The following is a 23486-nucleotide window of genomic DNA, read 5'->3' as shown; positions in this document are numbered from 1 at the left end:
ACTAAATGAACCCTCAAAAAATTCTCTTTATATATAGAAAACCTAACAAGGGTAATTTTAGTATTGAAAAGGTGTATAATAGTATTTTTAATGGAATGAAAATATTTCCAGGTAATTCTTTTACTATTAAAAAAAAGACGTTAAAAAAAAATTATGATTTTACAGCATTTTTATTTTCATTTATAAGCTCATTATTTTCAAAAAAATACATAGTGCATATTACTGGAGGTTGTAATTATATGGTCTTAGCTTTTCCATTTAAAAATAGGGTGTTAACTATACATGACTTGTTTCATTTTAAAAAAAATAAAAACATTAAAGGATATATTTACGATGTGTTATATTATCATTTACCGATACGTTTTTCAAATGAAGTAATAGTGGTATCTGATAACACAAAACAAGAGATGTTAAAACATTTTTCTATAGATAAAAATAAAGTAACAGTAATTAATAATCCTTTAGTAATTGCATCTAAAGATATTACTTATAGAGAAAGAGAATTTAAAAAGACTAGCCCAATTAAGATTATTCAAATAGGGGATAAACCTTTAAAAAATTATCGCCGCCTAATTGAAGCTACTAAGGACCTAAATGTATATTACAATTTTGTACATGCTAACGATATTATAATTAAAAAGTTGATAAAAGATAATGGAATTCAAGAGCGTGCAGCTGTCCACAAAGGAATAACAGATAAGGAACTTTATAATTTGTATGATAAAAGTGATGTATTGTTTTTCGCTTCGGAAGCCGAAGGCTTTGGCTTACCAATTATTGAAGCTCAAGCATTTGGACTGCAGGTAATCACATCGAATAGATCACCTATGGATGTTGTAGGTAAAGATGCTATTTTGATTGATCCTATGGATGTTAATGCTATTAAAAGTGGTTTTTTAAGTTTATATGATGATTCATTAATTAAGGAAAATTCAAATAAAGCAAAACAAAATATAATGATATATGAACTTGAAAATATTGTTACTACATATATAAATTTTTATAACAGTTGTGCATGAAAAGATTTATATATTATTCATTTATTTACCTCGCTTTAGTATTTCTTATTAATCTTATTTATACAGATGAAAGGGGTAATTTTTTATTTCTATTACTTACTTTTTTCGGTTTACTCTATAATATATTAGTAATTGCTAAAACAAGAGTTCTTTCCGGAAAATTTAAGTTATTAAGTGCCGGATTTATTGGAGTTACCACCTGTTTTTTAATATTCAATGGAGGGATAATTCCTTTAATGTATATAAGGGAGTTTAATTTTATTAATGCAAATAAATTAATAGCTTTTTTAGATAATAAGATGTTAGTAAAATTTGCTTCTGTTACTGCGGTAGGGAATATTCTATATTGGATGGGCTATATGTCTAAATTGGGAGATTATTTATTTGCCATTTATTATGAAGGTTTTGGATTTAAGAAATTCCTTCAAATGGATATAAATGCAGTATTTCCAAAAAGCTTAATTGTTGGGGGTTTATTTCTTAATCTTATACTATTTAGTAATGGAGCATTTGGTAGAGGAATCGCAACTGCAGATAACTTTTCTGGGTTTATGAAATATTTAGTGGTTTTTTCAGGATACATTGAAAAACTATCTTTAATTGGTTATTTTTTATTAGCATTAATATATTTTAAAACTAAAAAATATAAAACGTGGTATTGGACTACGTTATTTCTTCAAATATTTTTCGCCTTAGTTTCTGGAGCTAGAGGACCTATTATTTTCTTGTTTATATTAACCTTATTGCCTTATTATTATGTATTTAGAAAGATAACAGTGACTATGCTTTTGATTGGTGTTTTCACAATGATATTTGCATTTACTATTGCATCAGAGGTGAAAAGATTTACGCAAGCATTTGATAACAGTAGCGATGTCTCAGTTACAGAATATGCGGATGCTTTTATTGACTTTAGAGAAGAAAGTGCAACAGAATTTGAACGAAAAATTTATAATTCTGTTTATTACAGTATTATGGAACGATTAAATACAGTTGCTCCAGGAAGTATTGCAATAAAATATAAAGATGATCATGGTATAGATAAAACAGATCCAAAATTTGTACAAGAACTAATTACAATCCCATTATTTACACTAGTACCTAGATCCAAAGTCTTAAATTCTAAATTTATGAGTTGGGGAAATTGGTTTCGAATAAAAGTATTAGGATATAGTGATACCTATATGAGTAATACTTCATTCGGTCAAGTTGCTTACTTTTATATGGGAGGGAAATGGTTTCTTGTAATTATTGGCTTTTTTGTTTACGGAATGACTTTGCGTTTCTGTAATAATATTTTAGAGTTAGAGTCAGGAATATCATTTCTTATATTTTTAGCGGCACTTTCAGCTATTGGTTATATCTCAGCTTCTGTTCCTGGTTCTTATGTTTCATTTTTAAGAAATGTAATTTTTATACCTCCAATATTTTATATTGTAATTAAACTTTTTAATAGGTTGAGATTATGATAATTATAGCCCCACAATTCCCTCCAGCTTTTAAAGGGGGTGGACCCACAAAGTCTCTTCATGGTGTATGTAGAATGTTTAATGAGGAAGGCTTTGAATATACCGTAGTTACAAAGAATAAAGATTTGGACGGGAGTTTATTACCTGAAAAGGACTTTGAAAAAAAAGCAATATATTTTTCAAAAATAAAAATAGGTCCACTAAAAAATTTATATAAAGATTCACAACTTATTTGGATCAATACATTGTATAGTCCAACCTTTACAATTATACCTATTTTAGCACTTTTTTTTGTAAGGAAAAAAACGGTGTTACTTAGTCCAAGAGGTCAATTACTAAAGGGAGCAATTTCTTTAAAGAAAATTATATATCTCTATATTTTAAAATTTATAGTATTAATTCTTTGGCATAAAATAGTAATTCATTTTACAAACGAAGATGAAAAAAAGGAATCTTTACCCATTTTCAGTAATTTTAAAACCATAGTTTTTAATAATCCTGTTTTTGGAGAAGTGAGTTCAAATATGGTTCTTAGTAAAAACAAAAACAATTTTGTAATCAGTTTTTTTGGTAGAGTATCACCAATTAAAAATTTAGAATTTATATTAAATTTAATTCCAGAATTGCCAAATGAAACTTTATTTGAAATTCATGGTGAAATTGAAGATGTTGCTTATAAAGAAAGACTAGATGTGTTAATTGAAGAATTAAACATTTCTGAACAGATTAAATTTTATGGTAACTACACGAAAGTAAATTTCTCTAAAAAAGCACAAAACGTTGATCTATTTGTAATCCCTTCTTTTTCAGAAAATTTTTGCCATGTCTTTTTTGAAGCAATTGAACAAAATAAAATCGTGATTGCAAGTAGCGGATTACCTTGGAAAGAAGCAAATAATACAGTAAAAGGCACTATTTTACCTTTAGAAAAAGTAGCTTGGCAACTGAGAATCAATGCTATTTATGAAATGTCTAACGAATCATATAGTTCGGAACAAAATAAATTAAAAGAATTTTATAGTGATATTAAAAATTCTGTAAAAGAAAATACGATTAATAGTTTTAAAAAATTAAGAAATAATTATGGAACTAAAAGATAAAATATTATTAATTACAGGAGGTACTGGTTCTTTTGGTAGCGCTGTATTAAATCGTTTTTTGAAAACAGATCACTTTAAAGAAATACGCATCTTTTCCAGAGATGAAAAAAAACAAGATGATCTTCGTAGAAAATTATCCAACCCTAAAGTTAAGTTTCATATAGGAGATGTTAGGGATTACCGTTCGTTAGAAATGACTATAAGGGGAGTTGATTATATTTTTCATGCAGCAGCGTTAAAACAGGTTCCTTCATGTGAGTTTTTCCCAATAGAAGCAGTTAAAACAAATGTATTAGGGACTGAAAATGTGTTAGATGCAGCAATAAAATACAATGTGAAAAATGTTGTTGTTTTAAGTACAGATAAAGCTGTGTATCCAATTAATGCTATGGGAATATCAAAAGCAATGATGGAAAAGGTTTTAGTTGCAAAGTCTAGAAATGCTGCAAACACTGTCATTTGTGGAACACGTTATGGTAATGTAATGGCTTCACGTGGATCTGTAATACCATTGTTTGTTGAGCAAATTAAAAAAGGGGAAGATTTAACTATTACTGATCCAGGAATGACTCGTTTTATGATGACTCTTGAAGATGCTGTAGATTTAGTTCTTTTTGGGTTTGAACATGCAAATCCAGGAGATATGTTTATCCAAAAAGCTCCTGCGGCTACAATAAAGACATTAGCAGCTGCATTAATTGACCTTTATAAAAGTGACAGTAAAATAAAAATAATTGGGACCCGTCATGGTGAAAAACTATATGAATCACTTTTAACTCGTGAAGAAAAAGTGAAAGCTGAAGATATGGGTGATTACTTTAGAATCCCTGCTGATAATAGAGACTTAAACTATGCTAACTATTATTCTCAAGGCGAGGAAGACATTAGTAAAATCGAAGATTATCACTCTCATAATACGGAAAGACTTGATGTTGAAGGAATGAAAAAATTACTTTTGAAACTAGATTTTATAAGAAAAGATGTTCTTTAATTAAAAGAATAATATAAATCAAGACTATGATAAAAGTTGGAATTACAGGGCAAGCAGGATTTATGGGAAATCATTTGTTTAATTATCTTGGAACTAAATCCAATGATATAGAACTGATTTCTTATGAAAGAGATTTTTTCAAAAATGAAAAGACACTAGAAGCATTTGTATCCTCTTGTGATGTGATCGTTCATATCGCTGCAATGAATCGTCATGAAGACCCGCAAGTAATTTACAATACCAATGTTGGTTTGGTAAATCAATTAATTGATGCTTGTGAAAAAACGAGTTCAAGTCCTAAAATTATTTTTTCATCATCTACGCAAGAAGATCAAGATAATTTATATGGAAAATCAAAGAGAGATGGTCGTAAAGCACTAGAAAAATGGGCTATAGAGAGTAATGGAGAAGTAGTCTCATTTATTATTCCGAATGTATTTGGACCTTTTGGGAAACCTTTTTATAATTCGGTAATAGCTACTTTTTGTCATCAAGTCGTTAGTGGAGAAGAGCCTAATATTCATAGTGATGGGACCGTTAATTTAATTTATGTGAATGAACTTTCAGCTGCATTTTATTCTGAAATAATATCAAATAAAAATAAATCAACTATAAAAATGATTCCTTTCACTTCTACTAAAAAAGTATCAGAAATATTGAATTTAATCACTTCATTTAAAGTAGATTATATTGAAAATGGAGTCGTCCCAAATGTGTCAAGAGATTCATTCGAATTGAATCTATTTAACACCTTTACGAGTTTTATTCCGAAAAAACATTTTCCAAAAAAATATATAAAACATGAAGATGACAGAGGCGCTTTTGTAGAAATTATGAGAGCATTAACCTCGGGGCAATCGTCTTATTCTACAACAGTCCCTGGTATTACAAGAGGAAACCATTACCATACACGTAAAATAGAACGATTTGCTGTAATTAGCGGTAAAGCTTCTATTAAATGGAGAAAGATAAATACCGATGAAGTATTCGAATTTATATTAGACGGTAAGGAACCCGCTTATGTCGATATGCCAATATGGTTTACTCATAATATCACAAATATTGGCGATGAGGAACTTATCACTCTTTTTTGGATTAATGAACCTTATGATCAAGAAGATTCAGATACTTATTTTGAAGAAGTTTAATAAGAGAATTCTTATATATGAAGATTTAACTTTTTATCAGTATTTTTGTTGAAACCTGATGAAACTTATTAATGAATAAATTAAAAGTTGTTACCGTTGTTGGTACACGTCCAGAGATTATCCGATTGGCATGTGTGATGCAAGCCTTAGATGCAAATGAAGCAATCGAACATATACTAGTTCATACCGGTCAAAATTACGATTATGAGCTTAATGAAATCTTTTTTGAAGATCTTGAAATAAGAAAACCTGATTACTTTCTAGAAGCTGCAGGTAAAAATGCAACTGAAACCATAGGAAACATCCTTATAAAAGTAGATCCTATTCTTGAAAAAGAAAACCCTGATGCATTTCTAGTATTAGGAGACACTAACTCTTGTTTGTGTGCAATACCTGCTAAAAAACGAAAAATTCCAATATTTCATATGGAAGCAGGAAATCGTTGTTTTGATCAAAGAGTTCCAGAAGAAACCAATAGAAAGATCGTTGATCATATTTCAGACATTAATTTAACCTACAGTAGTATTGCTAGGGAATATCTATTGAGAGAAGGTTTATCTCCAGATCGTGTGATTAAAACAGGAAGCCCAATGTTTGAGGTGCTTTCAAAATTTAAACACAAAATTGAAGCTTCGAAAGTTATAGATACACTTCAATTAACAAAACAAGAATACTTTGTTGTTTCTGCGCATAGAGAAGAGAATATTAGTAGTGATACAAATTTTGAAGGATTAATTACTTCTTTAAATCAAATTGCTGAAACATATAATTTTCCTGTGATTGTTTCTACACATCCTCGCACTCGTAAGATGTTAGAAGAAAAGAATGTTGAAATGCACAAGAATATTCAACTATTGAAACCATTAGGTTTTTCAGACTATAATGCTCTTCAAATGAATTCTTATGCTGTGTTATCAGACAGTGGAACTATTTCAGAGGAATCATCTATACTCAACTTCTGGGCATTAAATATCCGTGACGCACACGAACGTCCTGAAGCAATGGAAGAAGCATCAGTAATGATGACAGGCTTAAATCCTGATAGAATTATGCAGGCATTAGTAGCCTTAAATGCTCAAAAAAGAAATCCAGAAAGAAATTTTAGACCTGTACATGATTATTCAATGCCTAATGTTTCTGAAAAAATGGTACGTATTATACTTTCATATACCGATTATATAAATCGTGTTGTGTGGTCAAAGCAGTAATATGAAGAAAAAAATATTATATCTGGCATTAGATTTTCCAAACATTGAAAAATCTAATAACTTATATACAGATTTAATGGAAGAATTTCGTGATAATAATCACGATGTTTATGTTGTAGCACCTTCTTCAGAAATAAAGGATACAGTTATAAGTGATGAATCAGGCATGAAGGTATTAAGGGTAAAAACAAGTTCTTTATTGAATGTGAATGTTGTTAAAAAAGGAATAGCAAACCTATTACTTCCTAAACAATACCTTAAAGCAATAAAGAAACATTATAAAAATATAGATTTTGATTTAATCATACTTCCAACACCTCCAATAACATTATATAAAGTGGTATCTGCTTTAAAAAAGAAACATAAAATACCTGTTTATTTAATTCTTCGAGATATTTTTCCTCAAAATGCAATTGATTTAGGGATGATTTCTAAAAAGGGTGCCATTTACAAGTACTTTAGAAGATTAGAGAAAAAGTTATATGCAATTTCTGATAAAATAGGGTGTATGTCCCAAGGGAATGTTGATTATATAAAGGAGCATAATAAAGAAGTGGATACGTCTAAACTACATTTGCTCAGAAATTGGCAGAAAAATCAGAAATTTAAAAGAGTTGAAGCTAGTGAGATTAAAAATAAATTTGACCTAGAAAACAAGTTCGTTATCTTCTTTGGAGGTAATATTGGTAAACCTCAAAAAGTTGAAAACATAGTTGCCCTAGCTGATTCATTTAAACAGAATAGCTCTGTCGTTTTTTACATTATAGGAAAAGGAACAGAAAAAGATAAATTAATTACATTAGTACAGGATAATAAGCTAAGTAATGTAATAATAAAAGATTTTTTACCTAGAAATGAATATATTGAAATGATGCAAATTGCAGATGTAGGATTAGTTTCTTTAGATGAAAATTTTACGATTCCTAATATGCCCTCAAAAGCATTATCTTATTTTAATATGAAGATTCCTGTAATTGCATTATTAGATGAGAATACAGATTTTGGAACTTGGATTGAAGATGAAGTTAAAGCAGGATTTTGGGCTTCAGCTAAAACACCTTCATTATTAAAAGAGAAAATAGAATTTTTAATAGATAACCCTGATCAAAGAAAAGTCATAGGAGAAAATGGAAATAATTATTTTAAAATTCACCTTAACCCTAATGTAGCTTATAAAACCATTATAAATTCATTTAAAAATGTTGTATAGGTTTTTTTTAAAAAGAATATTAGATTTAATAATATCCATTATTGGATTTATTGTGTTTTCTCCACTATTTATCATCACCTTAATTTTTCTATTAATTAATAATAATGGAAACCCTTTCTTTTTTCAAAAAAGACCCGGTAAAAACGAAAAACCATTTATTATTATTAAATTTAAAACAATGAATGATAGGGTAGATGCTTCAGGGAAATTATTACCTGATGATAAACGACTTACAAGAGTTGGAAGATTTGTACGGAAGGCATCACTAGATGAAATTCCTCAATTAATTAATGTAATAAAAGGAGATATGAGTATTATTGGGCCTCGCCCATTGTTAATGGAATATCTTCCATTGTATAATGCAATTCAGAAAACAAGACACAAAGTACGGCCAGGTATTACAGGTTGGGCTCAAGTAAATGGTAGAAATGCTATAAGTTGGAATAAAAAACTTGAATTGGACGCTTATTATATTCTAAACATTAGTTTCATATTGGACGTTAAGATTTTTTTTAAAACAATAAAAAAAGTAATCTTTTCTGAAGATATTTCAGAAGAGGGTAGTGCAACAATAGGTAGATTTAAAGGAAATATATAATGGTACTTTACGGAGCAAGTGGACATGCAAAAGTTATAATCGATATTCTTGAAAAAAGAGATATCGAAATTTCACATATTATAGATGATAATAATGAAATAGTTAGCCTTAACAATTATTCAGTACAAAATAATAATATTGGTATAGGTGAAGCAAGCCTGATTATATCTATCGGGAATAATATTATTAGGAAAGAAATTTCAGAAAAATTAAAGGTGCATAATTTTGGACAAGCGATACATCCTTCTTTAGTTATTGATAAAACTTCAAAAATTTTAGAGGGTACCGTAGTGATGGCAAATGTTGTAATTAATTCATCCGTTTCAATAGGGAAACATTGTATCATTAATACAAATGCTGTGATAGAACATGATTGTCAATTAGAAAATTTTGTACATATTTCGCCAAGTGCTACATTATGTGGTAATGTGATTGTTGGAGAAGGAACACATATAGGAGCTGGCGCAACAGTAATTCCAAATATAAAAATTGGAAAATGGTGTACGATAGGTGCTGGGTCTGTAATATTAAAAGATGTACCAGATTACGCTGTTATTTATGGTAATCCTGGAAAAGTAATAAAATATAATAAAATTGAATAATGGAAGAAAAAATATGGCTTTCTTCTCCTCATATGGGAGGAAATGAGTTAAGTTACATACAAAGTGCTTTCGATGAAAACTGGATAGCACCTTTAGGTCCAAATGTTTTTGGTTTTGAAAAAGATCTTGAAGACTACTTAGGAGAAGATTCGCATGTAGCTTGTTTATCAACGGGTACAGGAGCAATACACTTAGCATTAGTTTTAGCTGGAGTTCAAAGAGATGATGAAGTAATTTGCCAGACGTTTACTTTTTGCGGTAGTTCAAATCCAATTGCCTATGTTGGAGCAAGACCAGTATTTGTGGATAGTGAACTAGATACTTGGAATATGTGTCCACATCATCTAGAAGAAGCCATTAAGGATAGAATAAAAGCAGGTAAAAAACCCAAGGCGGTGATTATAGTTCACTTATATGGAATGCCTGCAAAAATTGATGAAATTACTAGTGTATGTAAAAAGTATGGTATTTTTTTAATTGAAGACGCAGCTGAAGCATTAGGCTCAACCTATAAAGGCAGGGCATGTGGTACTTTTGGAGATATTTCAATTCTTTCCTTTAACGGAAACAAGATAATAACAACTTCTGGAGGAGGAGCACTGGTTTGTAGAGATAAAGCAACCAAAGAAAGAGCTATTTTCTTAGCAACTCAAGCTAGAGATACTGCACCTCATTATCAACATTCAGAAATTGGGTATAATTATAGGATGAGTAATATTGTTGCAGGAATTGGAAGAGGGCAAATGGAAATCCTCAATAAACACGTTAATTTAAGAAGGAAGAATAATGATTTTTATACAGAAATATTTTCAAATATTTCATATATAGAAGTCCTAAAAGAGCCTTCAATTGACTATTCTAGTAATCACTGGTTATCAGTTATATTGTTTGAAAAAGAGGATAAAGTGCGTAGTAGAGAAAATTTACGTATTTTTTTGCAAAATTTTAACATAGAAAGCAGACCTTTGTGGAAACCTATGCATTTGCAACCGATATATAACGATGAAAAATATTATGGAGATAGCAATTCAAGTTCTCTTTTCGAAAGAGGTCTTTGTTTGCCATCTGGGTCAAATTTAACTGAAAATCAGCTAGATAGAGTTAAAAAAGCAATTGATAACTGGTTAAGTTAATTTTCCCTTATTTTATAACCAATCATCTTTTATGGGAAATAAATTAAAAAGCGCTATTAAAATAATATTATCTAATGAGGATAACACATTGGATATACGTAATATCAAATACCTTCCAAGATGGTGTGTGCTATTATTAGACACTTTTCTATTACTGTGTTCAATTGTATTAACAGCAATTATTCTTCTTGATTTACATATTTCACATTTAAAAGTTTTAAATGTTACCCAACAAGTATTATTAGTAATAGGTATTCATTTTACTTTTATGTTGTTATTTAAAACATATGCAGGATTAATTAGACATTCATCCTATATGGATGCTTTAAAACTATTATTAGCTTCAATATGTACTTTTGTAGTATTGCTAATTATTAATTATTCCTTTTTATATGTTATGAAAGAGAGGATTTATTTAACCACCTCTTTAGTCTTATATTTATTCTTTTCATTTTCATTTTTATTTTTATTTAGATTAGCTATAAAACAGTTTTACGAATATTTTAAACTATCACAAAAAAAAGAACTATTAGAAAAAGCGATCATTGTTGGTATAGATGAAAGTGCAATATCAATTGCAGCTGCTTTAGATTTAGATTATCCAAAAAGATTTGATATTAAAGGATTTGCTTCAAAAACAACATTTAATAGAAGTTTACGAATTTTAGGGAAACAAGTAATTAAAATTGAAGATAAATTTAGTTGTGAGCTTATAAAATTAAATGCTACTGCAATTATTATTTCTGGCAACAATTTAAATGCTGAAGAAAGATATAATATTGTTGAAGATTGTTTAGAGCATAATATAAAGGTTTATAGCTCACCAATAATACTTGATTGGGGAGATACCTCATTAGCTAATCAAGTTAAAAACCTTCAAATTGAGGATCTTTTGGAGAGAGAACCCATTATAGTTAATGATGGAGAAAAAATAAAACAGTTAATTGATAAAACGATATTAGTAACTGGAGGAGCAGGGTCTATTGGAAGTGAGATAGTTAGGCAATTAGCGGCATTTAATCCGAAATTGGTCTTAATATTAGATCAAGCTGAAACACCTTTACATAATTTACATTTAGAATTATCTTCAAATTACCCTAATTTTAAATTTAAATCTATTATTTGTGATGTAGCCAATAGAAATAGGTTAGGAGTGTTCTTTAGAAAATATAACATTGATGTTATTTATCATGCTGCAGCCTATAAACACGTACCTCTTATGGAGGATAATCCACCAGAAGCTATCATTACAAATATTTATGGAACTAAAAACCTAGTCGACCTAGCAGTAATTAATAAGGTTTCTAGATTTGTTATGATTTCTACAGATAAAGCGGTAAACCCTAGTAATGTAATGGGAGCATCTAAAAGAGCTGCTGAAATGTATGTTCAATCACGTAATTTTTATAAAAATGGGAATAATAGATTGCCAGAAACTAAATTTATTACAACTCGATTTGGAAATGTATTAGGTTCTAATGGTAGCGTAGTACCATTATTTAAAAAGCAAATTGAAAAAGGAGGGCCAATTACAATAACACACCCTGATATAATTAGATACTTCATGACTATTCATGAGGCATGCCAATTGGTGCTTGAAGCAGGAGCTATGGGTAAAGGTGGAGAAATTTATATTTTTGATATGGGAGCTCCCGTTAAGATTATGGATTTAGCTGTTAAAATGATAAAACTGGCAGGATATATCCCGAATGAGGATATAAAAATAAAGATTACAGGATTAAGACCTGGCGAGAAGTTATATGAAGAACTTATTAGTGATTCTAGTAAAGCAATGCCTACACATCATGAAAAAATTATGATTAGTAAAGATATTACGAATGACTTTAATTTAATCGATAAAAAGATAAATGAAATTATTGAAGCAGCTTTGCGATATAAATCTAGTGAAGTAGTGTCTAGATTAAAAAAACTTGTTCCAGAATATATCAGTAAAAACTCAGAATTTGAAATATTGGATTCAGACGAAACTATAACTATAAAAGAACCAATTCTTAAAAAACTTGCCACCTAAGACAAATAGCTTAATAATAAATCAATGATTCAAAAAAAATACTTTTTTCTTTTCTTCATTTTAGTCATATCATCTCAATCAATAATCTTCTCGCAAAAGTTAGAAATCAACTCTTCTGTTTCTGCTTCGGGTTATGTTTCAAGTGAAGAAGTTATACCGTTTTGGATGCTATCTAATCAAAATGGATCACTCGCAGCTAAATCAAATGGACTTTTTGAAGCTGAATCAAAACTAAATTATGATTTTAATGATAAACATTCCATTGAAGTTGGAGGGAGTTTCTTTTTAAGAAATGAGATTGAAGATGAATTTCAACGTAATGAGTTATATGTTCAATACAGCAATAAAATTTTTCAGGCAACAATAGGTAGTAAGAATGCAGATGTATTTGCTAAAGGGTTGTCTACTGTTAATTCTAACTTTTTGATGTCTGGAAATTCAAGAGCAATTCCAGGCATTACAATTGAAGCAAATACTCCAACAAAAATTTCTGAAAGTTTTTCAATAGATTGGGGGATAGGACATTTTGAGCTAAACGATGACCGCTATGTAAAAGATGCTAAGATTCATTATAAACTCCTAGGTTTAATTTGGAATACAAATTTAAAAAACAGTTTTAAAGGAGAGATAATTCATTATGCACAATGGGGAGGAACATCTCCAGAAGATGGTGACTTAGCTTCTTCGGGTAGTGACTTCTTTGATATTTTTCTTGCAAAAAGAGCAAAGGATGGTACTTCTAGTGAACAACAAAATGCCTTAGGAAATCATTTAGGGATTTATAATGTTGAATATACATATTCGCCCTCTTCAGGAAACTTTATATTTTATCACCAACACCCTTTTGAAGATGGATCAGGGACTCGATTGGCAAATTTTTATGATGGAATATGGGGATTTTATTTTGAACCTAACACCGAAAATTATAGCACTTTTATAAATGGGTTATTACTTGAATACGTAGACACAAGAGATCAATCTAGTAATTCAGGTTTTTCTGGGAGAGATAGTTATTTTAATAGTGGGGTGTATAGATCTGGTTGGTCTTATGAAAATAACATCATTGGCTTACCTTTTATATTTCAAGATGAAACTGGTTTGGTAATAGCAAATAATAGGCTTAGAGCTTTACATATTGGTGTTTCCGCTTCACATAAAAATTGGTCCTTTAAAACCAAAATAAGTTTAATTGAGAATCTAGGAAGTTACGGAGTACCATTTCCGAAGAAACAAAAAGTTGTATATAACTATTTTCAAACGGAATACAACCTAGACAAGTTAGGGAGAATTACAGTTCATTTAGGAATTGATATGGGAGAAGGTTTTAGTGATAATTATGGAGCGGGATTGCAGTATAGCTATTCGTTTTAATTCTTGAATTTAAAATTATAGACGTATCCTAAACTAAACTCAGTAAAATCAGCTTGACCAAGGTTTGAGTTAATATGTACCCCTATAAAAACATTATTTCTTGGTGCTTTTTTAGTGCCTATTAAATAATATTTAAGCCCCATACGAGCTGAAATTAAATGTTTTATTTGATATTTCGAATTAAACTCACCTAATACAATATTACTTTCTTCAGGAATTTCTCTAGGTACAACCGACCAGCCTTGGTTTATTCTCCAATCAATAGCGTAAGCTGGTTTATGAATATTAAAACCTATTGATAATTTAATACCTATATGGTTTAATAATACTTCACTATTTAATGTTAATCCAAAATTTGTTGCGTTATGCCAAGGGTTTTCTTTAAAATAATCAAACTCTCGTCCATCTTGCACTAACGATTCATTATCAGCGATATAGTCATAATAAGTTTGATAAAAACGATAATAAAATCCTACACCTAATTTAAAAGTATTATTTAAAACCCTACCATATTCTCCAGCGATTGTATACACTTCTTTTTTATCGGTATGCACCTTTGAAAGGACATTAATTCCAAATCCAGAACGAAAGCTAACATAATCGTATCTGCTTTTTGAAAACATTGGTGTTGAAAATGGAATTTCTTCATTAATTGAATGAGGTGAATATTTAATATCAGCAGAGAGACCAAACAGAAAAGAATTATATCCTTGATTGGGTAAACGAGTATGTCCGTTAGAGTGATGAAAATATCCGCCCCCAACTCTCCAATCAATTTTGTTTGTACTAAACAAATGATAATTCATGAAAATTCGAAAAGACCATGTTAAATCTGTAGATACCGCTTGATTATTAGGGTTAGTTATTGGGTGATAAATTTTATTAAAATATGTAACCCCTGAACTTATTAGTATTTTTAAATTTTCTTTTCTGAAAGCCTTAAATTCAATAAACGGCATTAATGATACACTATATCCTAGGCTATCCTTATTTCCGTAGTTAGAATACCCTAGACTTAACCCAGTTCTTGGACCCTTTAGCCTTTGAGCCCATTCTTGTGGATTATTATCTTGTTCCCATCCAACATTTACTAAAAAGGCCTTATGAAAATTACGTTCAGGGAAAAATGAATTTGCCTCGGCTGTTATTCCTGCCAATATTTCTGGAGTAATAACAACATTAGAGTTCTTGAGGGTATTACCTTCTTGTGAAAAAAGATGAATTGAAATGAATAATAGTAATATGTTAAGTAAAATTCTCATAAAAAGCACAAGAAACAATTAATCTGTTAATTTTAAAAATATAAGTTTAATTTAGTATCAGATTATTCTTAATGGAAGTATTAGATAGTTTTATTTCAAAAATAGCTTCAATAGCTTGGGGTTTACCACTTTTAATTATATTAATAGGCGGCGGTATATATCTTTTGGTTAGAATTAAATTTTTACCCTTTTTATATTTAGGTCATGCTATTGCTTTATTAAGAGGTAAATATGATGATGAAAACGATCAAGGAGAATTAACTCATTTTCAAGCTTTAACTACTGCTCTTTCTGCGACAGTAGGAATGGGGAATATTGCAGGAGTAGCAGTTGCCATAACCATTGGAGGTCCAGGAGCAGTTTTTTGGATGTGGGTAAGTGCAATCATAGGTATGTCTACAAAGTTTTTCACTGCAACTTTATCGGTTATGTATAGGGGTAAAGATGATTTAGGTAAATTACAAGGTGGTCCAATGTATTTTATAACTGAAGGATTGGGAAGTCGGTGGAAGTTTTTAGCCGTGTTTTTTAGTGTTTCTGGATTAATTGGGGCCTTGCCTTTATTTAATGTAAACCAATTAAAACAAGCACTAAATGATATTTTATTGATTCCATCAGGGTTCTACTATGGATTTAAAAGTGATTTAATAATAGGTGTTATTATAGCAGCAATAACAGCTATTGTAGTTTTAGGAGGGCTTTCTAGAGTTAGTAATATGGCTACAAAGTTAGTGCCTTTAATGGTGGTTTTATATTTTGGTTTAGTTGTAACTATATTAATAACTTATTTTGAAGAGGTCCCTAAGTACCTATCTTTAATTTTTACAGATGCCTTTTCAGCAGATTTTTATAAAGGAGATTCATTTCTTGGAGGTGTAATAGGCGGTATTATTTTACTAGGTATTAGAAGGGGTGCTTTTTCTAATGAAGCCGGAATAGGAACTGCACCTATGGCACATGGCGCAACAAAAACAAATGAACCTATTAGAGAAGGTTTGGTTGCTATGCTAGGACCTGCTATTGATACATTAGTAATTTGTACTTTAACGGCATTAGCGATATTAGTAACAGGTGTTTGGCAGACTAGTGAAGCTAATGGAGTAAGTTTAACTGCTAAAGCTTTTGAAGAAGGGTTTAAAGAGGTTGGAAAGTATCTTTTATTGCTTTGTATTTTCGTTTTTAGTATTTCATCTTTATTTTCTTATTCATACTATGGTAGTAAGTGTATGTCTTTTTTATTTGGGACTAAGTATAAACAGTATTACTTATATGTTTATATAATGAGTATCATTTTAGGTGCAACAACTTCATTAAGTTTGATGATTAATTTAATTGATACATTTTTTGCATTTATGGCAATTCCTACCATGTTGGCTACAATATTATTGGCTCCAAAAGTAGTTAAAGAGTCTAAAAGGTATTTTAAAACTTTAAAAGATAAAAGTTAATTTATTGAATTTAGTAAGTCATTCATTTTTTTACTGTATAACTCAGCTCCATTCGGGTTTAAGTGATTTTCATTTCTAAAGCTTTTAGCAGTAAAATCTGAGTCTTCTTCAGAATTAAAAAAATAGATACCCTCATATCTTTTAGAAACAATATTTAAAATACTATCTCTTCTTCTAAGGATATTTGGATTTCTTAAGTCATTATAGCTTTTATAGGTTGGAGGGCTAGAAATAACAATATTTAACCCTTCTTTTTTACAATAGTCTAACATTCTGTAAAAATAATTTACATTATAATCAAACAGATTTAAATAGGCTCTTCTTTCAATCTTTACGTTTGTTTCTAATAATTTTGTATCATCATAATTAAACTTCATGAACTTTCCTTTGAAATTGTTTTCATCAAAGCCAAATTCATTAATGCTAAAGGATGTAGAGTCTTTTTTTATATAGTATTTGACTATTTGGCTAGAAAAGAATCCAGGCCGTGAAAGATAAATTAAGCGATCTTTAAAATAAGTAGCTCTATCAAATGTATTTACGCTATAATACTTTAAAAAAAGATTATTTTTCCAAAAGTATTTAGTGTTATGGGGCAATTCAAAATGTCCATATGAAACTTCTAAAATTACAACCTTAGTGTTTTTTAAACGGTCTCTAGTCTGTTTAAGAATCCTAAAGTCTGTATTATGATGTTGAGAAGTAGAACTTAAATTTATAGAATTTTTATCTATATGTTTTGGGTTTATAGAGTTTTTAATTTGTGAGGATCCTAAAAAAACAACCTCAATATCTTCAGTGTTATTGTCTAGATATTCTCCAGTTACTTTATAACTAGTTGGTATTTGAAGAACAGAGTACTCCAATGCAATATATGCAATGACTACGGGTAGAAAAAATAAACTGCCTATCTTTACGAAATATAGAAAATCTCTCTTAAAATTGGAAATAGATGAATTCTTCTTTTGGTCCTGCATATCTAAATATGATAAATATAAATATATAATAAATTGCCCACCTTACTGGTTTGCTAAATTTCTTTTCTAAAAATTCAAATGGATGATTTTTAGTTCTTGTTATAATTTCTAAAACAACTAATAGAATGATTAATATAAATCTCCCTCCAATGATAAACCTAAATGGTTCGCTTGGAATAAAAGAAACAATTCTACTAATAATTGTATAAGCCATGTTCATATCTTCAGATCTGAAAACAATACATGATGCCATTATTAATGGGAAACTATATATTATAGTTAATGCCAAAGGCAGTTTCGTTAAAAAATAATTTATAGTTAAACTTCTTTTACCAATTTTTACGGGTACTCTTTCTAAAGTAATCATGATTGCTTGAAAAACTCCAAAAAATAAAAACGTCCAGTTTGCTCCATGCCATAAACCAATTAAAGACATAGTTATAAATAAGGCAATTGTTTTAAATATATAATTTCTATTGGTGTTTTTTATGATAGGACCATATACATAGTCTGTAAACCATTTAGTAAGCGTTATGTGCCATCTTTGCCAAAATTCAGAAACACTTCTAGATAAATAGGGGATGTTAAAGTTTTTACTTAATTTAAAACCAAACATTTTTGCGGTTCCTATAGCAATATCTGAATACCCAGAAAAATCACAATAAATTTGAAAGAAGAATAATACTGAGGCATAAAGTAAGGATAAACTGCCTTGTTCACCTGGATTACTAAAAATATCATTTACTGCAATTGCAACATTATCAGCAATAACAATTTTTTTAAACAATCCCCATATTATTTGTCTTAAGCCATCTTTAATTAAGGGTAGATTAAATTTTCTGACAATTGTAAACTGTGGAAGTAAGTTCCGTGCTCTTTCAATAGGTCCTGCTACTAACTGAGGAAAAAAGCTAACAAAACACAGAAAATTTAATATATTCTTTGTGGGAGCAATATTTTTTTTATACACATCTAAACTATAACTCATAGTTTGAAAAGTATAAAAACTTAAGCCAACAGGTAAAATAATATTTAAGGTGCTAAAGGTAGAAAGACTATCATTCAAGTGAAATAAATTTGAAAATTCTTGAATGAAAAAGTTGAAATATTTAAAGATGAAAAGCACTCCTAAATTCCAGAAAATACTAACAAATAAAAATAACTTTTTATAATGTTTATTTTCAGACTTTTCAATATAAATACCTGCAAAATAATCAACTAGAGAACTTGCAACAATTAATAATAGAAAACGCCAATCCCATAAGCCATAAAAGATATAACTGGCAATAAGTAAAAATAGATTTTGAAGCTTAATTTTTTTAGCACCAATGATCCAATAGACAATAAAAACAATAGGTAAGAAAAGTCCAAATGAAAACGAATTGAATAACAATTTAGGTATGAGGTTTGTTAGTTTATAGGTTTCAAATATAACAAAATTCTTGTTGCAGGAAATAGATTTTTCGGAACACTTTTATTTTTTCGATAAAGCATTATATTATGTAGATAAAATGAAAAAGCCTAAGTGTAAACACTTAGGCTTTTTGATAATTTAAAGTAAATAATACTAGGAATACTATTGAAAAATAGTATTCCTAGTATTATGCTGTTGTCTAAATTATTAACAATTTATTCAAAGTAACTATAATTGTCTCCATTTTTCATTTTCAATAACGTTTCATAAATTAATTTAATAACGTTTTCTACATCGTCTTGGTGAACCATCTCAACCGTAGTATGCATATATCTAAGAGGTAAAGAAATTAATGCACTGGCCACTCCCATGTTGCTATAGGCAAAGGCGTCGGTGTCAGTACCTGTCGCTCTAGATAAAGCAGCTCTTTGAAAAGGTATTGTGTTTTCTTCAGCAGTGTCAATAATTAAATCTCTTAGTTTTTGCTGTACAGCAGGAGCATATGCAATAACAGGGCCCGCTCCAATTTCTGCATGACCTTGCGTTTTTTTATTGATCATAGGGGTAGTAGTGTCATGAGTAACATCAGTAACAATAGCCGCATCTGGTTGTATTCTTTCTGCAATCATTTGGGCACCTCTTAAACCAATTTCTTCCTGAACGGAATTCGTTATATATAACCCAAAAGGGAGTTTCTTTTTATTTTCATGAAGTAATCGCGCTACTTCTGCAATCATAAAACCACCCATTCGATTGTCTAATGCTCTACAAACAAACTTGTCCTTATTTAATATGTGAAACTCATCTGGATACGTTATAACACATCCCACATGGATCCCTATTTTTTCAACATCCTCTTTAGTCTTGCACCCTACATCAATAAAAATATTATCAGGTTTTGGAGCTTCTTCTTTTGCTTTGTTTCTAGTATGAATAGCTGGCCAACCAAATACTCCTTTTACAATACCTTTTTTAGTATGAATGTTTACAATTTTTGAAGGGGCAATTTGATGATCGCTACCACCATTTCTTACCACATATAATAAACCGTCATCACTAATATAATTCACATACCATGAAATTTCATCAGCATGTCCTTCAATAACGACTTTATATTTTGCCTCAGGATTAATAACACCTACGGCAGTACCGTAAGTATCTGTAATAAATTCATCTACATAGGGTTTTAAATAGTCCATCCAGATTTTTTGACCATCCCATTCGTAACCGGTCGGAGCGGCATTATTTAAATATTTTTCTAAAAAAGTAAGTGATTTCTTCGTTAATATAGAACTTGCCATAATGTGAATTAGTTAAATCGATTATTAGATCTTTCAAAATTAATAATATAATCATAAGATTCACATCTCAATTTGTTTATTTTTGGAATAATTTTCGCAATTAGATGAATTCGAGATACATTAAAAATGAAATCCATACAATACTTATATATATATATCACGTTAATTTCAGTCCAAACGAGCTTAGGACAAGACTATAAAGAAGTTAAAAATGACAGTACAAACACCTTTTATTATATAATACAAGGAGATACCATCCCTACAGAGTTTATTGATTTAGAAGAAGTAATACTATTAAATAAACTTGAATTTAATAGTAAACAAGACCGCAGAAGGTATTTAATCCTTCGAAGAAAAACTCGAAAAGTATATCCTTATGCCAAATTAGCTTCTGAAAGACTTATTACAATGACCGAACGTTTAAAAGCGATAAAGTCTAACAGAGCAAAAAAGAAATATACCAAACGAATACAAAAGTATATTGAAGAAGAGTTTTCCGAAAAATTAAAAAAACTTACAAGAACTGAAGGTCAGATTTTAGCAAAACTCATTCATAGGCAAACAGGAAGGACAGCATTTAATTTAGTAAAAGAGCTCCGTTCGGGTTGGCGAGCCTTTTGGTATAATACAACAGCTAAAATGTTTGATATTTCCTTAAAGGAAGAATATAGTCCTTTTGAAGAGAAGGAAGATTACTTAATTGAAGATGTTTTAGAGCGCTCTTTTCAATCTAATATATTAGAACGCCAAGCCCCAGCATTCGATATTGATTTCTTAGATCTAACTGCGCATTGGAGAAAAAAGTAATCTTGTAAATATTGAATTGTTTAAGTAATTGTTTAGATATCTAAGCATTAGTTGCTTTTTATTTTAATTTATCTTGTAAGTGATGTTCTTCGATCTCATTATTTGTTATAGGTTCTGGCATTAAGAAATGACAACTTTGGTTTTAAGGCATTAGTCTATGGTAAAAAGATTTTTTTTGATTCACTTACAAAGTGCTTTAAAGAAGTTTATTTTTGAGGCATATATAATAAGGTATAAAACATGTTTTACCTAAAGTATAGGTATTCAAAGAATTGAAAAAAACTTTGCTAAAAAGAGTAAAAAAAGGCAGAAATAACTTGCTAATTTTAAAAAGCAATCTATATTTGCAGCCGCTTAGAGAGATACGAAAACTCTCAGAATAACAAGTGAGATTGACATCAAAAAAAAATACAGAATTATTTTTAAAAAACATTGTGGAATTTAAAAAGTAATCTATATTTGCATCCCCTTAGAGAGCTACGAAAACTCTCAGAGTAACAGGCAAGATTGGCATCGAAAAAGTTTTTATTATTTTTTCAAAAAAGATTGCAGGGTTTAAAAAGTGTTGTATATTTGCACCCGCTTAGAGATATAGCGAGTTTGAAATAGAGAGTGAATGGTTGTATTAAGGTTCGATTCCTTTACACTTAACAAGAGATTCTAGCGATAGGATTTTTTTCTTAGAGCGATCTAAGAAAAGTTCATTGATTTATTGAAATTGACAGCGTAGATAGTTTTAATCTTCGGATTAGAGTTATTTATATTGAAAAACTAAACTAAGTAAAATACCTGAGATTTTTTTGAGGGCTTTGTAGTTGTATTAATATTATTTAAGATTATACGATGAAGAGTTTGATCCTGGCTCAGGATGAACGCTAGCGGCAGGCCTAACACATGCAAGTCGAGGGGTAACATGAGAGCTTGCTCTTGATGACGACCGGCGCACGGGTGAGTAACGCGTATACAATCTACCTTATACTAGAGTATAGCCCAGAGAAATTTGGATTAATCCTCTATAGTCTATTAATATAGCATTATATAAATAGTAAAGGTTACGGTATAAGATGAGTATGCGTCCTATTAGTTTGTTGGTGTGGTAACGGCACACCAAGACTACGATAGGTAGGGGCCCTGAGAGGGGGATCCCCCCACACTGGTACTGAGACACGGACCAGACTCCTACGGGAGGCAGCAGTGAGGAATATTGGACAATGGGTGAGAGCCTGATCCAGCCATGCCGCGTGCAGGATGACTGCCCTATGGGTTGTAAACTGCTTTTATACAGGAAGAAACACCTCTACGTGTAGAGGCTTGACGGTACTGTAAGAATAAGGATCGGCTAACTCCGTGCCAGCAGCCGCGGTAATACGGAGGATCCAAGCGTTATCCGGAATCATTGGGTTTAAAGGGTCCGTAGGCGGGTTTATAAGTCAGTGGTGAAAGTTTGCGGCTCAACCGTAAAATTGCCATTGATACTGTAGATCTTGAATTAGTGTGAAGTGATTAGAATAAGTAGTGTAGCGGTGAAATGCATAGATATTACTTAGAATACCAATTGCGAAGGCAGGTCACTAACACTATATTGACGCTGAGGGACGAAAGCGTGGGGAGCGAACAGGATTAGATACCCTGGTAGTCCACGCCGTAAACGATGGATACTAGCTGTTCGGACTTCGGTCTGAGTGGCTAAGCGAAAGTGATAAGTATCCCACCTGGGGAGTACGTTCGCAAGAATGAAACTCAAAGGAATTGACGGGGGCCCGCACAAGCGGTGGAGCATGTGGTTTAATTCGATGATACGCGAGGAACCTTACCAGGGCTTAAATGTAGATTGACAGGGGTGGAAACACCTTTTCCTTCGGGCAATTTACAAGGTGCTGCATGGTTGTCGTCAGCTCGTGCCGTGAGGTGTCAGGTTAAGTCCTATAACGAGCGCAACCCCTGTTGTTAGTTGCCAGCGAGTCATGTCGGGAACTCTAACAAGACTGCCAGTGCAAACTGTGAGGAAGGTGGGGATGACGTCAAATCATCACGGCCCTTACGTCCTGGGCCACACACGTGCTACAATGGCCGGTACAGAGAGCAGCCACTACGCGAGTAGGAGCGAATCTTGAAAGCCGGTCTCAGTTCGGATCGGAGTCTGCAACTCGACTCCGTGAAGCTGGAATCGCTAGTAATCGCATATCAGCCATGATGCGGTGAATACGTTCCCGGGCCTTGTACACACCGCCCGTCAAGCCATGGAAGCTGGGAGTACCTGAAGTCGGTGACCGCAAGGAGCTGCCTAGGGTAAAACTGGTAACTAGGGCTAAGTCGTAACAAGGTAGCCGTACCGGAAGGTGCGGCTGGAACACCTCCTTTCTAGAGCTTGTTTAATGAGAATTAAACAGGAGATA

The 23486-nt window shown here is 31.0% G+C and carries 18 protein-coding genes and 1 rRNA gene; 15 read left to right on the top strand and 4 right to left on the bottom strand.

Annotated features, from left to right (window positions below):
- The first annotated feature begins 5 nt into the window (after window positions 1-5).
- The 12 genes from ABXT64_RS00190 to ABXT64_RS00135 all read left to right on the top strand — a co-directional run bounded on the left by ABXT64_RS00190 (window position 6) and on the right by ABXT64_RS00135 (window position 13881).
- Window positions 6-1019: a glycosyltransferase gene (locus ABXT64_RS00190; RefSeq protein WP_443633375.1), complete on the top strand. Its 1014-nt coding sequence runs from the start codon at window positions 6-8 to the stop codon at window positions 1017-1019.
- Complete coding sequence (locus tag ABXT64_RS00185) at window positions 1016-2488, top strand: hypothetical protein (protein ID WP_443633374.1); 1473 nt, start codon at window positions 1016-1018, stop codon at window positions 2486-2488. Before ABXT64_RS00190 ends, ABXT64_RS00185 begins: the two co-directional genes overlap by 4 nt.
- A complete protein-coding gene (locus ABXT64_RS00180) occupies window positions 2485-3588 on the top strand; it encodes a glycosyltransferase (protein WP_443633373.1) in 1104 nt (367 codons plus the stop codon). The genes ABXT64_RS00185 and ABXT64_RS00180 overlap by 4 nt, the downstream gene beginning before the upstream one ends.
- Window positions 3572-4579, top strand: coding sequence for a polysaccharide biosynthesis protein (locus ABXT64_RS00175; RefSeq protein ID WP_443633372.1), 1008 nt, complete (start codon window positions 3572-3574; stop codon window positions 4577-4579). The genes ABXT64_RS00180 and ABXT64_RS00175 overlap by 17 nt, the downstream gene beginning before the upstream one ends.
- A 26-nt stretch (window positions 4580-4605) precedes the next feature.
- The gene (locus ABXT64_RS00170; RefSeq protein WP_443633371.1) at window positions 4606-5727 is read left to right on the top strand and encodes a polysaccharide biosynthesis C-terminal domain-containing protein; all 1122 of its coding nucleotides are present in this window, start codon (window positions 4606-4608) and stop codon (window positions 5725-5727) included.
- A 71-nt stretch (window positions 5728-5798) separates the two neighbouring features.
- Entirely contained in the window at window positions 5799-6935 is a 1137-nt protein-coding gene (wecB, locus tag ABXT64_RS00165) for a non-hydrolyzing UDP-N-acetylglucosamine 2-epimerase (RefSeq protein WP_443633370.1), read from the top strand.
- Between the two features lies 1 nt (window position 6936).
- Window positions 6937-8145 (top strand): glycosyltransferase family 4 protein, encoded by a 1209-nt coding sequence (locus tag ABXT64_RS00160; protein ID WP_443633369.1) that lies wholly within the window; start codon window positions 6937-6939, stop codon window positions 8143-8145.
- Window positions 8138-8743 carry a sugar transferase gene (locus tag ABXT64_RS00155; RefSeq protein WP_443634885.1) on the top strand — a complete coding sequence of 202 codons (606 nt, stop codon included), beginning with the start codon at window positions 8138-8140 and terminating at the stop codon, window positions 8741-8743. Before ABXT64_RS00160 ends, ABXT64_RS00155 begins: the two co-directional genes overlap by 8 nt.
- Window positions 8743-9345 (top strand): acetyltransferase, encoded by a 603-nt coding sequence (locus ABXT64_RS00150; protein WP_443633368.1) that lies wholly within the window; start codon window positions 8743-8745, stop codon window positions 9343-9345. The genes ABXT64_RS00155 and ABXT64_RS00150 overlap by 1 nt, the downstream gene beginning before the upstream one ends.
- Window positions 9345-10478: a DegT/DnrJ/EryC1/StrS family aminotransferase gene (locus tag ABXT64_RS00145; RefSeq protein WP_443633367.1), complete on the top strand. Its 1134-nt coding sequence runs from the start codon at window positions 9345-9347 to the stop codon at window positions 10476-10478. Before ABXT64_RS00150 ends, ABXT64_RS00145 begins: the two co-directional genes overlap by 1 nt.
- A gap of 31 nt (window positions 10479-10509) precedes the next feature.
- Window positions 10510-12510 (top strand): polysaccharide biosynthesis protein, encoded by a 2001-nt coding sequence (locus ABXT64_RS00140; RefSeq protein ID WP_443633366.1) that lies wholly within the window; start codon window positions 10510-10512, stop codon window positions 12508-12510.
- Between the two features lie 24 nt (window positions 12511-12534).
- Entirely contained in the window at window positions 12535-13881 is a 1347-nt protein-coding gene (locus tag ABXT64_RS00135; protein ID WP_443633365.1) for a capsule assembly Wzi family protein, read from the top strand.
- Here ABXT64_RS00135 and ABXT64_RS00130 read toward each other — a convergent pair.
- Entirely contained in the window at window positions 13878-15143 is a 1266-nt protein-coding gene (locus ABXT64_RS00130; RefSeq protein ID WP_443633364.1) for an acyloxyacyl hydrolase, read from the bottom strand. The genes ABXT64_RS00135 and ABXT64_RS00130 overlap by 4 nt on opposite strands.
- Window positions 15144-15214: 71 nt before the next feature.
- Between ABXT64_RS00130 and ABXT64_RS00125 the strand changes: the two genes are divergently transcribed.
- Window positions 15215-16591: an alanine/glycine:cation symporter family protein gene (locus ABXT64_RS00125; RefSeq protein WP_443633363.1), complete on the top strand. Its 1377-nt coding sequence runs from the start codon at window positions 15215-15217 to the stop codon at window positions 16589-16591.
- Here the strand turns inward: ABXT64_RS00125 and ABXT64_RS00120 are convergent.
- The 3 genes from ABXT64_RS00120 to ABXT64_RS00110 form a co-directional block, all read right to left on the bottom strand.
- Entirely contained in the window at window positions 16588-17568 is a 981-nt protein-coding gene (locus ABXT64_RS00120) for a hypothetical protein (protein ID WP_443633362.1), read from the bottom strand. The two genes, ABXT64_RS00125 and ABXT64_RS00120, sit on opposite strands and share 4 nt — an antisense overlap.
- Window positions 17528-18961, bottom strand: coding sequence for an MBOAT family O-acyltransferase (locus ABXT64_RS00115; protein ID WP_443633361.1), 1434 nt, complete (start codon window positions 18959-18961; stop codon window positions 17528-17530). Before ABXT64_RS00115 ends, ABXT64_RS00120 begins: the two co-directional genes overlap by 41 nt.
- 236 nt (window positions 18962-19197) lie before the next feature.
- Window positions 19198-20283, bottom strand: a complete 1086-nt coding sequence (locus tag ABXT64_RS00110; protein ID WP_443633360.1) for a M42 family metallopeptidase — start codon at window positions 20281-20283, stop codon at window positions 19198-19200.
- 126 nt (window positions 20284-20409) lie between these two features.
- Between ABXT64_RS00110 and ABXT64_RS00105 the strand changes: the two genes are divergently transcribed.
- Both ABXT64_RS00105 and ABXT64_RS00100 read left to right on the top strand, forming a co-directional pair.
- Window positions 20410-21090, top strand: coding sequence for a DUF4294 domain-containing protein (locus tag ABXT64_RS00105; protein ID WP_443633359.1), 681 nt, complete (start codon window positions 20410-20412; stop codon window positions 21088-21090).
- Between the two features lie 840 nt (window positions 21091-21930).
- Window positions 21931-23451: ribosomal RNA gene (locus tag ABXT64_RS00100) — 16S ribosomal RNA — on the top strand.
- The last annotated feature ends 35 nt before the right edge of the window (window positions 23452-23486 follow it).

It is taken from the genome of Candidatus Marifrigoribacter sp. Uisw_064 (assembly GCF_047730175.1).
Classification (GTDB): domain Bacteria; phylum Bacteroidota; class Bacteroidia; order Flavobacteriales; family Flavobacteriaceae; genus Marifrigoribacter.
Note: the sequence above shows the minus strand (reverse complement) of the source record. Positions and strands in the feature narration are given on the sequence as shown.

Bases quoted from the DNA above. Each gene is read 5' to 3' on its own strand.
- ABXT64_RS00190 (WP_443633375.1), top strand. From the start codon at position 6: ATGAACCCTCAAAAAATTCTCTTTATATATAGAAAACCTAACAAGGGT.
- ABXT64_RS00185 (WP_443633374.1), top strand. From the start codon at position 1,016: ATGAAAAGATTTATATATTATTCATTTATTTACCTCGCTTTAGTATTT.
- ABXT64_RS00180 (WP_443633373.1), top strand. From the start codon at position 2,485: ATGATAATTATAGCCCCACAATTCCCTCCAGCTTTTAAAGGGGGTGGA.
- ABXT64_RS00175 (WP_443633372.1), top strand. From the start codon at position 3,572: ATGGAACTAAAAGATAAAATATTATTAATTACAGGAGGTACTGGTTCT.
- ABXT64_RS00170 (WP_443633371.1), top strand. From the start codon at position 4,606: ATGATAAAAGTTGGAATTACAGGGCAAGCAGGATTTATGGGAAATCAT.
- wecB (WP_443633370.1), top strand. From the start codon at position 5,799: ATGAATAAATTAAAAGTTGTTACCGTTGTTGGTACACGTCCAGAGATT.
- ABXT64_RS00160 (WP_443633369.1), top strand. From the start codon at position 6,937: ATGAAGAAAAAAATATTATATCTGGCATTAGATTTTCCAAACATTGAA.
- ABXT64_RS00150 (WP_443633368.1), top strand. From the start codon at position 8,743: ATGGTACTTTACGGAGCAAGTGGACATGCAAAAGTTATAATCGATATT.
- ABXT64_RS00145 (WP_443633367.1), top strand. From the start codon at position 9,345: ATGGAAGAAAAAATATGGCTTTCTTCTCCTCATATGGGAGGAAATGAG.
- ABXT64_RS00140 (WP_443633366.1), top strand. From the start codon at position 10,510: ATGGGAAATAAATTAAAAAGCGCTATTAAAATAATATTATCTAATGAG.
- ABXT64_RS00135 (WP_443633365.1), top strand. From the start codon at position 12,535: ATGATTCAAAAAAAATACTTTTTTCTTTTCTTCATTTTAGTCATATCA.
- ABXT64_RS00130 (WP_443633364.1), bottom strand. From the start codon at position 15,143: ATGAGAATTTTACTTAACATATTACTATTATTCATTTCAATTCATCTT.
- ABXT64_RS00125 (WP_443633363.1), top strand. From the start codon at position 15,215: ATGGAAGTATTAGATAGTTTTATTTCAAAAATAGCTTCAATAGCTTGG.
- ABXT64_RS00120 (WP_443633362.1), bottom strand. From the start codon at position 17,568: ATGCAGGACCAAAAGAAGAATTCATCTATTTCCAATTTTAAGAGAGAT.
- ABXT64_RS00110 (WP_443633360.1), bottom strand. From the start codon at position 20,283: ATGGCAAGTTCTATATTAACGAAGAAATCACTTACTTTTTTAGAAAAA.
- ABXT64_RS00105 (WP_443633359.1), top strand. From the start codon at position 20,410: ATGAAATCCATACAATACTTATATATATATATCACGTTAATTTCAGTC.